Source organism: Nonomuraea sp. K271 (genome assembly GCF_009908215.1).
In the GTDB taxonomy this organism is placed as follows: Bacteria; Actinomycetota; Actinomycetes; order Streptosporangiales; family Streptosporangiaceae; genus Nonomuraea; species Nonomuraea longispora.
This window is the reverse complement of the sequence record NZ_JAAAHR010000042.1, coordinates 21,075-33,560: the sequence shown is the minus strand read 5'-3', so window position 1 is coordinate 33,560 and position 12,486 is coordinate 21,075. Positions and strand designations below refer to the sequence as shown.

The 12,486-nt window shown below is 70.8% G+C and carries 10 protein-coding genes; 7 read left to right on the top strand and 3 right to left on the bottom strand.

The annotated features are described in order from the left end of the window. Positions 1-63 precede the first annotated feature (63 nt). Positions 64-2,421 (bottom strand): endopeptidase La, encoded by a 2,358-nt coding sequence (gene lon, locus GUY59_RS17025; protein ID WP_138201343.1) that lies wholly within the window; start codon positions 2,419-2,421, stop codon positions 64-66. A 180-nt stretch (positions 2,422-2,601) separates the two neighbouring features. Here lon and GUY59_RS50735 point away from each other — a divergent pair, with 180 nt between their 5' ends. From GUY59_RS50735 to GUY59_RS16990, 7 genes are all read left to right on the top strand, one after another. Then, positions 2,602-4,608 (top strand): histidine kinase, encoded by a 2,007-nt coding sequence (locus GUY59_RS50735; protein WP_138201344.1) that lies wholly within the window; start codon positions 2,602-2,604, stop codon positions 4,606-4,608. Beyond that, a complete protein-coding gene (locus GUY59_RS17015; protein WP_132336468.1) occupies positions 4,605-5,264 on the top strand; it encodes a response regulator in 660 nt (219 codons plus the stop codon). The genes GUY59_RS50735 and GUY59_RS17015 overlap by 4 nt, the downstream gene beginning before the upstream one ends. Before the next feature lie 583 nt (positions 5,265-5,847). Beyond that, on the top strand, positions 5,848-7,209 hold the full coding sequence (locus GUY59_RS17010) for a phenylacetate--CoA ligase family protein (protein WP_138201345.1): 1,362 nt from the start codon (positions 5,848-5,850) through the stop codon (positions 7,207-7,209). Between the two features lie 322 nt (positions 7,210-7,531). Continuing rightward, positions 7,532-7,675: a hypothetical protein gene (locus GUY59_RS17005; RefSeq protein WP_161714575.1), complete on the top strand. Its 144-nt coding sequence runs from the start codon at positions 7,532-7,534 to the stop codon at positions 7,673-7,675. Then, entirely contained in the window at positions 7,672-8,202 is a 531-nt protein-coding gene (locus GUY59_RS17000) for an anthrone oxygenase family protein (RefSeq protein ID WP_138201346.1), read from the top strand. The genes GUY59_RS17005 and GUY59_RS17000 overlap by 4 nt, the downstream gene beginning before the upstream one ends. A gap of 162 nt (positions 8,203-8,364) precedes the next feature. Next, a complete protein-coding gene (locus GUY59_RS16995) occupies positions 8,365-9,219 on the top strand; it encodes an alpha/beta fold hydrolase (RefSeq protein WP_138201347.1) in 855 nt (284 codons plus the stop codon). A gap of 109 nt (positions 9,220-9,328) precedes the next feature. Beyond that, on the top strand, positions 9,329-10,621 hold the full coding sequence (locus tag GUY59_RS16990) for an MFS transporter (protein WP_138201348.1): 1,293 nt from the start codon (positions 9,329-9,331) through the stop codon (positions 10,619-10,621). Between the two features lie 7 nt (positions 10,622-10,628). Here GUY59_RS16990 and GUY59_RS16985 read toward each other — a convergent pair whose 3' ends face one another. Beyond that, positions 10,629-11,627, bottom strand: a complete 999-nt coding sequence (locus tag GUY59_RS16985) for an Lrp/AsnC family transcriptional regulator (RefSeq protein WP_161714574.1) — start codon at positions 11,625-11,627, stop codon at positions 10,629-10,631. Between the two features lie 19 nt (positions 11,628-11,646). After that, a complete protein-coding gene (locus GUY59_RS16980; protein ID WP_138201350.1) occupies positions 11,647-12,486 on the bottom strand; it encodes an alpha/beta fold hydrolase in 840 nt (279 codons plus the stop codon).

The window sequence follows — 12,486 nt, the reverse complement described above, 5'->3', positions numbered from 1 at the left end:
CCAGCGGCCCCTGATCAGGTGTCTGATCACGGGGCCGCTGTCGTCCGACGCACTTCGCGGGGGTCAGGCCGCCACGGAGGAGGGGACCTGGGCCGAGGTGAGCGCCAGGTCCAGCACCTCGTGCACGTCGCTGACCGTGTGGATGGTCAGCTCGTCGCGGACCTCCTCGGGCACGTCGTCCAAATCCGGCTCGTTGCGGGCCGGGATGAGGACCGTCGTGATGCCCGCGCGGTGCGCGGCCAGCAGCTTCTGCTTGACACCGCCGATCGGCAGCACCCGCCCGGTCAGCGAGATCTCACCGGTCATGGCCACGTCGCCGCGGACGAGCCGCCCCGACAGCAGCGAGGCCAGCGCGGCCGTCAGCGTCACACCGGCCGAAGGGCCGTCCTTCGGTACGGCGCCCGCGGGGAAGTGCACGTGGACCGAGCGGTCCTTCAGCGCGGTCACCGGCAGCTCCAGCTCCGCGCCGTGCGAGCGGAGGTAGGACAGCGCGATCCTGGCCGACTCCTTCATCACGTCGCCGAGCTGGCCGGTCAGCGTGAGCCCGGTCTCGCCGGTCTCCGGGTCGGCCATCGACGCCTCCACGTAGAGCACGTCGCCCCCGGCTCCGGTGACCGCCAGGCCGGTGGCCACGCCCGGCACCGAGGTGCGCTGGCGCGACTCCGGCAGCGACGACTCCGGCACGAACTTCGGCCGCCCGATGTAGCCCACCAGGTCGTCCTCGCCGACCGTGACCGGCAGCTCGTCCCTGGCCGCCACCTTGCGCAGGATCCTCGCGACCGCCCGCTCCAGGGAGCGCACGCCCGCCTCGCGGGTGTATTCGGCAGCCAGCCTGCGCAGCGCCGCGTCGTCGACGGTGACCTCCTCGGCCGTGAGCCCGGCCAGTTCGAGCTGCCTGGGCAGCAGGTGGTCACGGGCGATCGCGACCTTCTCGTCCTCGGTGTAGCCGTCGAGCGTGACGACCTCCATCCGGTCGAGCAGCGGCCCGGGAATGGCCTCGAGGACGTTGGCCGTGGCCAGGAACAACACGTCGGACAGGTCGAGCTCGACCTCGAGGTAGTGGTCGCGGAACGTGTGGTTCTGGGCCGGGTCGAGCACTTCCAGCAGGGCGGCCGTGGGGTCGCCGCGGTAGTCGGCGCCGACCTTGTCGACCTCGTCGAGCAGAACCACCGGGTTCATCGAGCCGGCCTCGCGGATGGCGCGGGCGACGCGGCCGGGCAGCGCGCCGACGTAGGTGCGCCGGTGGCCGCGGATCTCCGCCTCGTCACGTACGCCGCCGAGCGCGACGCGGACGAACTTGCGGCCCATCGCCCGGGCCACGGACTCGCCCAGCGAGGTCTTGCCGACCCCGGGAGGACCGGCCAGCGCCAGCACGGCGCCGCTGCGGCGGCCGCCCACCACGCCGAGGCCCTTGTCCTGGCGGCGCTTGCGCACGGCCAGGTGCTCGATGATGCGGTCCTTCACATCGGACAGGCCCGTGTGGTCGGCGTCGAGCACGGCCCTGGCGCCGACGATGTCGTAGTTGTCCTCGGTGCGGTCGTTCCACGGGATGTCGAGGATCGTGTCGAGCCACGTGCGGATCCATCCGGTCTCCGGGGACTGGTCGGGGGTCCGCTCCAGCTTGTCGACCTCCTTGAGCGCGGCCTCGCGCACCTTCTCCGGCAGGTCGGCCGCCTCCACGCGGGCGCGGTAGTCCTCCTCCTCGGTCTCGGAGTCGCCGTTGAGCTCCTTCAGCTCCTTGCGCACCGCGTCGAGCTGCTGGCGCAGCAGGAACTCGCGCTGCTGCTTCTCCATGCCCTCCTGGACGTCCTTGCGGATCGTCTCGGCGACGTCGAGCTCGGCGAGGTGATCGCGCGACCACTCGACCAGCCTGGCCAGCCGGTCGGCCGGATCGGCGGCCTCGAGGAGCTCGAGCTTCTGCGCCGTGCTCAGCCAGGGGGTGTAGCCGGAGCTGTCGGCCAGCACCGAGGGGTCGTCGATCTGGTTGACCTGGTCGACCACCTGCCAGGCGCCGCGCTTCTGCAGGATCGTGGTGGCCAGCGATTTGTACTCCCTGGCCAGTTCCTGGGCGCGCTCGCCGGCGGCGACGGTGTCGATCGTGTCGGCCTCGACCCACAGGGCCGCACCGGGGCCCGTCGTGCCGGTGCCCACGCGGACACGGTCGACGCCGCGCACCACGGCGGCCGGCTCGCCGCCGGGCAGCCGTCCGACCTGCTCGACCACCGCCTGCACGCCGATGGCGCCGTAACGGCCGTCGATGCGGGGAACGAGGAGGACCCGCGGTTTGTTGCCACCGGATGCGCGGGCCGCGTCTATGGCAGCGCGCACGTCGGAGTCGGACAGGTCCAGCGGAACCACCATGCCCGGCAGGACGACCTCGTCGTCGAGCGGCAGGACCGGAAGGATCAAGCTCTCACTCATGCGAACTCCAAAGGGTTGAGTACAACAGACTCAATTCATCGGAGCCTCGGATTGTTCCCTTCTTTGCTGCTGTTCGCTCACAGCGAGCGTAATTATGTAATCGGGATACCTGGGAGTGACGGCCGGAATCCACCCCTGGTGTGACGCGGCGCAGGTGGGCCCGACCGTAAGCTTGACCAGGTGATCTCCGTCCGACGCGCCCGCGACCTCGTCCGCCGGCGCCCTCGTCGCTCCAGCGCCGCCCCCGGCGAGGGGCCCGACCGCGCGGCCGACGCCGGTCCCGCGCCGGAAGCGCCCACGACGGAGCCCGGCGGCGTTTCCGGCGCCGCACTCGCCACGGGTCCCCGCCCGGCGCCCGGCGACGAGAACACCGGAATTCATGATCCCGTGCCCGGCGACGACAACGCCGGAGGACTCAGCCCCGCGCCCGCGAACGACAACACCGAAGCACCCACCCCCACGCCCGAGAACGACAACACCAGAGCGCCCAACCCCGCAGCCGGCGACGAGGAGGCCAGGGGCGGCTCGTCCGGGGCGAGAGCGCTCGGCGGGCGGGCGGGCCGTGCGGCGATCAGCCTGGCGCGGCCGTTCGAGCTGGCCCTGTGGCGCGCTGACGCCGACCCGCCGTCGTCCCCCCGCCGCCTGGTCGTCAGGGTGCCGCGCTGGCTGACGGTGCTCGTTCCGCTGAGGACGGTCGACCTGATCCGGTGGGCCGAGCTGGTGCTGGCCTTCGCCCTGTTCGGAACGACGCAGTCCATGATGAGCGACTGGAACCTCCACGCTCCCCTGCCGGTCAACGAGCAGTTCGCCTACCTCACCGCCCTGGCGGTGGCGTTGCCCGTGGCTCTGCGCGACCGATGGCCGCTGGCCGCGTGGCGGGTCGCCTTCGTGTCGATGCCCCTCGTCCTCTGGGTGTCCCAGACGATCGGGCAGTCCGGCACCATCCCCTACTCGCCCCCGGTGATCGTGTCCTACCTGCTGATCCTCTACTCCGTGGCCTTGCGCTGCGACCGGCGGATCACCTCGGCCGTCTGGATCCTCACGGTCCTCACCGCCTGGATCGCCGACCCCAACTCGACGGCGCTCGCGTCCGTCGTCACGGCCGTCGCGGTGCTGTTCGGCTACAACGTACGGGTCCGGCGCTCGGCCACGGCCAAGCTCGTGGTCGAGGAGCGACGCTCCCAGGTGGCCGAGAGCGCCAAGGCCGTGCTGGCCGAGCGCACCCGCATCGCCCGCGAGCTGCACGACGTGGTCGCGCACCACATGTCGGTGATCGCGATCCAGGCGGAGGCGGTGCCGCTCAAGGCGGCCGGCGACCCGGTGCAGTTGGAGGCGGGCCTGGCCGAGATCCGCGGGTTGTCGCTGGAGGCCATCGCGGAGTTGCGCCAGGTCCTCGGGGTGCTGCGCGACCAGGACGGCCGCACCGACACCGCACCCCAGCCGGGGCTCGACCGGGTCGACGAGCTGGTCTCCAACGCCCGCTCCGCCGGGCTGGCCGTGCTCGTCAAACGGTCCGGCTCGATCGACGGCCTGCCGCCCGCCGTGGAGCTGTCGGCGTACCGGATCGTGCAGGAGTCGCTGAGCAACGTGATGCGGCACGCGCCGGGAGCGCCCGTGGCTCTCGACATCACCCGCGACGGGGACGAACTGCGGCTGTACGTCGCCAACGGGCCGGGCAGCAGCCCTCGCAACACCAGCGCCACCGCCACCGCCAGTCCCGGCGGCTCCGGATCCAGTGGCTCCAGAACCAGTGACGCCGGTCCCGGGGGCTCCAGTCCCGGTGGGTTGGGCGTTCCTGGAGATGTCCCCCGCGAGGCCTCTCAGCGCGTGATGCGCGCGTCCGGCCGGACCACGGCTCCTGAGCCTAACAGGGCCACGTCGCGCGAAACGGGCCAGGACACGGCACACAGGGCAAAGCAGGACACGGCACCGCAGGCGGACCGGAACGCGACACGCGGAGCGGAGCAGGACGCGGCGCGTGAGGCGGAGCAGGATGCGGCACACGAAGCCGGGCAGGGCGTGCGGGACAGGGCGACGCAGGACGCGGCGCGCGGGGCGGGGCAAGGGCTGGTGGGCATGCGGGAGCGGGCGGCGCTGCTCGGCGGCACGTTCGACGCCGGGCCCGTTTCCGGTGGAGGCTTCGAAGTGCGCGCAGTGCTGCCGATCGCGAAGAGGGAGAACGCGTGATCCGGGTTCTGATCGCCGACGACCAGGGGATGGTGCGCACGGGGTTCACCGTGTTTCTGAGCGGGCAGCCGGACATCGAGGTCGTCGGCGAGGCGGCGGACGGCAGGGAGGCCGTGCAGCGGGCCGCCGAGCTCGATCCCGACGTGGTGCTCATGGACGTACGCATGCCGGTCATGAACGGTTTGGAGGCCACCAGGGAGATCCTCGCCCGCCAGGAGTCGACCAAGGTGCTCATTCTGACGACGTTCGACCTCGACGACTACGTCTACGAAGCGTTGCGGGCGGGGGCCAGCGGGTTCCTGCTCAAGGACGCCTCAGCCGCGCAGCTCGCGGACGCGGTGCGGGTGGTGGCGGACGGAGAGGCGCTCATCGCCCCCTCGATCACCAAACGGCTCATCCACGAGTTCGCCCGGCTCGGCGGTCCACGACCGGTGCCGGGCGGGCGTCGGCTCGACGAACTGACCGAGCGGGAGACGGAGGTGCTCGCCCTGGTCGCCCAGGCACTGTCCAACCAGGAGATCGCCGGCAAGCTCTTCGTGGCCGAGCAGACCGTGAAAACACATGTGGGGCGAGTGCTGATGAAGCTCGGCCTGCGCGACCGCGCCCAGGCGATCGTCTTCGCCTACGAGACCGGCCTCGTCCGCCCCGGCGAATGAGGCTCACGCGGGCGTACGGACTGATCCAGCGCTTGCCGCAACGACCCCTGTCGGACGTCCTACCGTGCTGCCCGTCGCCAGACGATCCGGTCCCTTCTTAGGGTGGCTGTCACCCTCCGAGGAGTACGAGAAGGAGAACGTGTGCAGGGGCGGCCTGCTTGCCTCCGGATAGCCCTCCAGCGGACGCCGAGCCGGTGCGGGTCTTCCTCCATGGAGCCCCGCATCCCCCTCCCGACGCATAGCGTTCCGCAGGTCATGCACACGGGGTTCGCGCGTTCCGCGTCGGCTGTGTGGTGACTGTGTCGTGGCGTCCCCGGACCGCGCCGGGAGCAGGTGTGGGGCGTTTCGCTGGGGCCTGGCGCGACGTAGAGTCGGTTGGTGACTCGTGCGCTCCTCGCATCGTTGGGCCGCTTGCGCTGCGTGACGGACGGCAGACCCCGGCCTGAGGACGTTCCCGGCCGGCTTGGTGTGCCCGTACACGAGGAGGGAAACCTGTGATGCGCAGACCTGGCAGGTCCGGGCACGCTCGCGCCTGGGCAGCCCTCCCGCTCGCGATTCCCCCGCTGCTAAGCAGGAGATGTTGATGGACCCGGTTGCGCTCTTCCAGCAGGTGGCGGGGAGCGTTCCCGCCTATCGCGCCTTTCTGGCGGAGAACTCCATCGATCCGGAGAAGATCCGTACATTTCAGGACTTTGCGCGGCTGCCGATGACGACCAAGGAGACCTACACGCGTCGCCATTCCCTCCCCGACCTGTGCAGGGACGGCGTCATCGGGGACATCGTGGCGGTGTCCTCCGGCTCCACCGGCGAGCCGTCGTTCTGGCCGAGGTCGGCGGCCGACGAGCAGGTGGTCGCGGCCCGCTTCGAGGAGGTCTTCCGCGACTCCTTCGCCGCCCGCGAGCGCCGCACCCTGGCCGTCGTGTGCTTCGCCCTGGGCACCTGGGTGGGCGGCCTGTTCACCGTCGACTGCTGCCGCCACCTGGCCGGGCGCGGCTACCCGATCACCGTCGTCGCCCCCGGCACCGACCGGAGGGAGATCCTGCGCGTGCTGCCGGAGCTCGCCCCCCACTTCGACCAGGTCGTGCTGCTCGGCTACCCGCCGTTCCTGAAGAACATCATCGACACCGAGGACCTGCCCTGGCACCGCTGGAACGTCAAGCTGGTCACGGCGGGCGAGGTGTTCAGCGAGGAGTGGCGCACGCTGGTCGCCGCACGGGCCGGGATCGAGGACCCGGTCAGAGGCATCGCGTCCCTGTACGGCACCGCCGACGCGGGCGTGCTCGGCAACGAGACCCCGCTGTCGGTCGAGATCCGCCGTTTCCTGTCCACCCGTCCTGCCGCCGCCAGGGAACTCTTCGGCGAGTCGCGGCTGCCGACCCTCGTCCAGTACGACCCCGAGGTGCGCTTCTTCGAGGAGCACCAGGGCACGCTGCTGTTCTCGGGCGACAACGGGGTCCCGCTGATCCGCTACCACATCGCCGACGAGGGCGGGCTGGTCACGTACGACGAGATGCTGGCCTTCGTGCGCGGGCACGGCTTCGAGCCGGCGGCGCGCGGCCCCGAGCGCCCGTTCGTGTACGTGTTCGGCCGCAGCCACTTCACCGTCTCCTACTACGGCGCGAACGTCTTCCCCGAGAACATCGCGATCGGCCTGGAGCAGCCCGAGATCAGCGGCAGGGTGACGGGCAAGTTCGTGCTGGAGGTGAGCGAGGACGCCGACCGCGACCGGCATCTCACGGTGACGGTGGAGCTGATGCCGGGCGAGAAGCCGACGGAGGAGATCGGCCAGTTGGCCGGCGAGTCGATCCTGACCCAGTTGCTCCGGCTGAACAGCGAGTTCGCCCACTATGTGCCCGCCGCGCGGCAGGCGCCGTTCATCCGCCTGCGCGAGTCGGGCGACCCGGATTATTTCCCGCCGGGCGCCAAACACCGCTACACCCGCTGAGCCGACACTGACAGCGCTTCACGCAGGGCGGGCTCATGGGCTCATGTGAGCCGTCTGAACCCGGTGGACGCGTTCGGTGCCGGTGCGAGCCTCGGTGCCGGCCGGCGGATCGGCCGGCACCCCAAGGCGTCGGCCTGCTTGAGACTTTCAGACAAGGAGTTGCGCCGATCAACCATGGTCTGTCTCAGCCCTTCGCGGTGAACTTGGAGTCATGGCGACAACTCCGATCCTCACCCTGGACGGGAGGGCAAGACCGGCCGTCACGTCAGCCGAACGGCTTCGAGCGCGCCACGTCCCGATCCGGCCGGCCTCGCGTCCCAGGGTGCAGCGGACCGACTGGAACGACGAAAGCACCTGGTACGCGGCGGCGAACGGCCTGCGTCGGGTGGTGCTGCAGTCCGGCGGCGGCACCGGCTTCACCGACTGGGCGCGAAGCACCGCGCGCACCGGGGTGTGGTCGGCATGACCCTCACCAGGATTCTCACCCTTGCGGCGCTCACCGGCTCCGCGCTGATGGGTGGGGAGTTCTTCGCCTACGGCAATTCGGTGATGGCCTCGTTGGAGCGCATGCCGGCCGGCCAGGGCGCCGCCACGATGAACATGGTCAACGTCCAGATCTACAACCCGCTGTTCATGCTGGTCTTCATGGGCACCGGCCTGGTCTGCCTGGCGCTCGCGGTGCTCGGCCTGGTCCGGGACAGCGCGGGCAGGTGGTGGTCGCTGAGCGGCTGCGTGCTCTACCTCGTGGGCGCGGTGATCACCATCGCCGTCAACGTCCCGCAGAGCGACCGGCTGGCGGCGGTCGATCCGGCCACGCGGGAGGGCATGGCCGAGTGGTCGATATTCGTGGCCTCCTGGACTCCGGCGAACGACTTCCGGGCGATCGCCTGCACCTTGGGCGTCATCGCCTTCGGTCTTGCCCTGGCCGGCGGCGGCGGGCCGGGCTCGGCCGTTGACCGGTCGCTGCCACGCGCGCCGGCGCGGCGGACCTGATTTCCTTCATCGTTGTATGTCGCCTGTCCAGGCAGGACCGCGTCCACGGTCGCAGGTGCCGGAGGGCGTCTCGGTCCTCTCCGCGCCCACCTGACGCCGGCGGGCCCCCAACGGCGGGATGTGCGCCTGCCGTCTGTCCGCAACCACATGAAGGAATCCCCCATGCCTACGATCGACCTGTCACACGGCACCGTCGGCTACCGCGTCGCGGGCCCGTCGAACGCGAGCGCACCCCCGGTCGTCTTCGTCCACGCCTTCCTGGTGGACGGCTCGGGCTGGTCCGACGTCGCCGACCACCTGGCCGCACGCGGTATCCGCTCGTACGCACCCGACTGGCCGCTCGGGGCCCATCGCACACCGCTACGGCCCGACGCCGACCAATCACCGCGCGGCGTGGCCCGGCAGATCCTGGCCTTCCTGGAGGCACTCGATCTGCGCGACGTGACCCTGGTCGGCAACGACACCGGGGGCGCGCTGTGTCAGCTCGTCGTCGACATCGACGCCGGCCGGATCGGCCGGCTGATGCTCACGAACTGCGACGCGTTCGACACCTTCCCGCCGTTCCCGTACAACATCATCTTCCGGCTCCTCGGCGGCGAGCTCCGGATGCGGATCAACCTGCAGCCCATGCGCTGGCGAGCCTTCCGCCACTCGCCTCTCGGGCTCGGCCTGCTCGCCGATGAGCTGGATCCGGTCCTGACCAGGGCGTGGATCGAGCCGGGCCTACGGAGCAGGGAGATCCGCCGGGACGCCGTGCGATTTCTCCGGGCCATCGACCCGAAGGATCTGCTTGACGTCTCCACTCGTCTCAAGAACTTCACCGGCCCCGTCCAGATCGTGTGGGGCAGCGCTGACCGTGCCTTCAGACCCGCTCTCGGTCGGCGCCTGCAGGGGGCCTTCCGCAGTGCCACGTTCGTCGAGGTCCCTGGTGCCCGGACATTCGTCCACCTCGACGCCCCGACAGTGCTCGCCGACCAGATCGTTGCTCTTTCATCGGCCCGGCCGGCCCAGGACTGATGGGCACGTACTCCACCAGCGCCTGGAGGGGCGGCGGACAACCGGCTCGCACCATCTCCCATGCCAGCGGACTCACCGCACCACGTTGAGACCTCAAGAGAGGGAGACCATGTCAGCCTCCGACGGCAGCACGGGAACCGAACCGGGAGCGTTGAGCGGGTTACAGCTCCTACGCCACAGTGCGGGATTCCGCTCGCTGTGGTCGGCACGGGTCGTGTCGGTTGGCGGTGACGCGCTCAGCCTCGTCGCGCTGATGCTGCACGTCGCCGGCACCACGGGGCAGGCGATCGCGGTCTCGCTGCTGCTGCTCGTCGGCGACTTCGTTCCCTCCCTGCTCAGCCCGATCGCCGGTGCGATCAGCGACCGTTTCGATCTCAAGCGGGTGATGATCGCATGTGAGCTGGCGCAGGGTGTGGTCCTTCTGCTCATCGCTGTCTCGTTGCCGCCGCTCCCTCTGCTGCTGGTCCTGGTCGGGCTGCGCGCGATCGGGGGACAGGTGTTCCTGCCGGCCTCACGCGCGGCGATACCGGGGTTGGTGCGGGACAAGGACCTGGAGACCGCCAACGCCACGCTCGGGTTCGGCACCAATGCGGCCGAGGCTCTCGGGCCGCTGGCCGCGGCCGCCCTCCTTCCCTTCGTCGGGATACGAGGTGTGCTCCTGGTCGACGCGGTCTCCTTCCTGCTCGCGGGCGCGGCGCTGCTCAGGCTGCGGTCGCTGCCCCCCGCACACTCCCCGGAAGGAACGCCGCCCTCACTCCTGGAGGATGCGAAGTCCGGGCTCGGCTACATCTGGTCAACCAGGGTGGTTCGGGTCATCGCGCTGGGTTTCTGCGCCATCGTGGCCTTCAACGGCGTGGACGACGTCGCCTTGGTGCTCCTGGCCACCGATACCTTCGCGGCCGGCGACTCGGCGGTCGGCCTGCTGCTGGGCGCCGTCGGCATCGGCCTGCTCCTCGGGTACGCGCTCACGGCCCGTTACAGCGCCCGCGTGTCCCTGGCGACCCTGCTGGTCGCCGGCTTCGCGGTGAACAGCGCCGGCAACCGCCTCACCGGACTGGCCTGGGCCGTCGCCGCCGCGTTCGCGACCCAGTTCGTACGCGGATTCGGCATCGCGGCGATGGACGTGGCCACCAACACCATGCTGCAGCGCCTGGTCCCTGCCGGAATGCTCGGCAGAGTCTTCGGCAACCTCTATGGGGCGGTCGGAGTGGCCGCCGCGCTGTCCTACATAGCGGGCGGATTTCTCCTGGACGCCACCTCCGCACCGGTGACGCTCCTGATCGCGGGTGGCGGCGGCCTGCTGACCACCGTGCTGGTCGCGTGGGCGCTGCCAGGAGCGCTGCGCAAGCGCGCGGGCGGCCCTGGCCCGGACGGCACCGGAACCCGGAGCGGCACGCAGTGAAGGTGTGTCACGCGCGCCGGGCCAGGGCGGCCGCGATGCGGTCCTCGGCCCACGGCACCATGAGGAAGCCGCGTTTGACGGTCAGCACCTGCACGCCGGCCGTCCAGGAGTGGATGCCGGGGATCGAGGCGAGCGTGCGGGAGGTGAAGTGGTGGATGTCGGCCGTGGTCGGCACGATCACCTCGCACATGAGCGAGGCCTGGCCCAGCATGGAGGCGATCATCCGTACACCGCGCTCGCCGGCCAGCCGTTCGGCGACGCTGTCCTGCATGCTGGGCTCGACCGACAGCCAGAACAGGATCTCGGCCTCGTAGCCGAGGGCGGCGGCCGGGATGAACGTGGCCACCGTGGCGCAGCCGCATTCCAGCATGCTCTCCAGCCGCCGCCTGGCCGTGCTCTCGCTGATGCCGAGGCGCCGCCCGACCGACTGGAAGCTGGCCCGCCCGTCCTCCCGCATCGCGGCCAGCACCTCGCGGTCGACGTCGTCGAGGTGGCTGCGTGCGCAGGTGCGGGCGCGCGGCGGCACCGCGAACGACGCCGCCCGCTCCCCCAGCACCGGAACGCTCCAGTCGTAGCTGACCTTGTACGTGTGCAGCACCAGGTCGGCGCTGCTCTGCTGGGCCCCGGGGATGGCGTGCACGAACTCGACCAGCATCGAATAGAGGTCGCGGTCCTTGGGCGCGACCAGCTCGAAGACGATGTCGTAGCCGCCGGTGACGATGGTGACGTAGCGGATGTCGGGGTTGGCCGCGAGCAGCCCGGCGACCCGCAGCTGGCTGCCGGGCGCGCAGGTGAGCCGCACGATGAAGGTGTTGACGGGGCCGTCGCACTCCAGGTGCGGCAGCACCGCCACGCGGGCCAGCCCCGCCGCGAACAGCTGCTGGGCCCGCCGCGCCACCGTGGTGGTGGAGATGCCGAGCAGCTGGGCGATGTCGGTCCAGCTGGCCCTGCCGTTCACGTGCAGCGCGGCGAGGATCTTGCGGTCGAGGTCGTCGAGATCTTCCATCGGGGGCATCATCGCGCGTTCAGGCCCGTTCGCGCACCCTGGAGAGAAAGTCGCGGACGGTCGCCTCCCACAGCTCGGCCTCCTCGACCTGCGGGGAGTGGCCCGATCGTTCGAAAACGCGCAGCTCGGCGCCGGGAATGAGCGCGGCGATGGTCTCACTGCACTCGACCGGGGCGATCCAGTCGTGCCGCCCGACGGTGATCAGGGTGGGGGCGGTGATGCCGGGCAGGAGATGCTTGATGTCGTAGCCGGGCTGGTTCACGGCGAACGCGTGGTTGTGCGTCTCATAGTGGTACGGCGTGGCGGCCACCCGCTGTTCCACCTTGGCCGGATCGTAGTCGTGGTCGTAGAGCGGCAGGATCTCCCGCCAGCAGTCGCGCAGGTCGTCGTCGTCGCGCACGGTGCCGGACATGATCCGGTCGAGCTTGGCCGGGTCGATGCGCGCCCGGGACGAGGCGGCGGCGTTGCGGACGGCCAGCTCCTGGTTGGCGTTGTCGGCCGAGGTGTCGCGGAGCACGACGGCGCTCACCCGGCCGGGGTGGCGGGCGGCGTACTCCATGGCGATGAAGCCGCCGTACGAACCGCCGGCGACGATCACCTGCTCGACGCCGAGCCAGCGGCGCAGGCCCTCGACGTCGGCGACCCACTGCTCGTGGGTGAACGGGCCCGCCTGGCCGCTCCTGCCCGAGCCCCTGGCGTCGAAGACGACGACGCGGTAGTCGTCGGCGAGCCGCCCGAAGCTGGCCTCGGGCTCGGCGAGCGAGCCGAGGCCTGGAGCGCCGTGGTGGGCGATGATCGTCTGCTCGCCGTCGCCGAGGATCTCGACGTTGAGCGGGTTGTCGTTGATGTCGACGAACAC

Excerpts from the sequence above, each read along its gene's own strand:
- lon (WP_138201343.1), bottom strand. The coding sequence starts at position 2,421 with ATGAGTGAGAGCTTGATCCTTCCGGTCCTGCCGCTCGACGACGAGGTC.
- GUY59_RS17010 (WP_138201345.1), top strand. The coding sequence starts at position 5,848 with ATGGACCCGGTTGCGCTCTTCCAGCAGGTGGCGGGGAGCGTTCCCGCC.
- GUY59_RS17000 (WP_138201346.1), top strand. The coding sequence starts at position 7,672 with ATGACCCTCACCAGGATTCTCACCCTTGCGGCGCTCACCGGCTCCGCG.
- GUY59_RS16995 (WP_138201347.1), top strand. The coding sequence starts at position 8,365 with ATGCCTACGATCGACCTGTCACACGGCACCGTCGGCTACCGCGTCGCG.
- GUY59_RS16990 (WP_138201348.1), top strand. The coding sequence starts at position 9,329 with ATGTCAGCCTCCGACGGCAGCACGGGAACCGAACCGGGAGCGTTGAGC.
- GUY59_RS16985 (WP_161714574.1), bottom strand. The coding sequence starts at position 11,627 with ATGGAAGATCTCGACGACCTCGACCGCAAGATCCTCGCCGCGCTGCAC.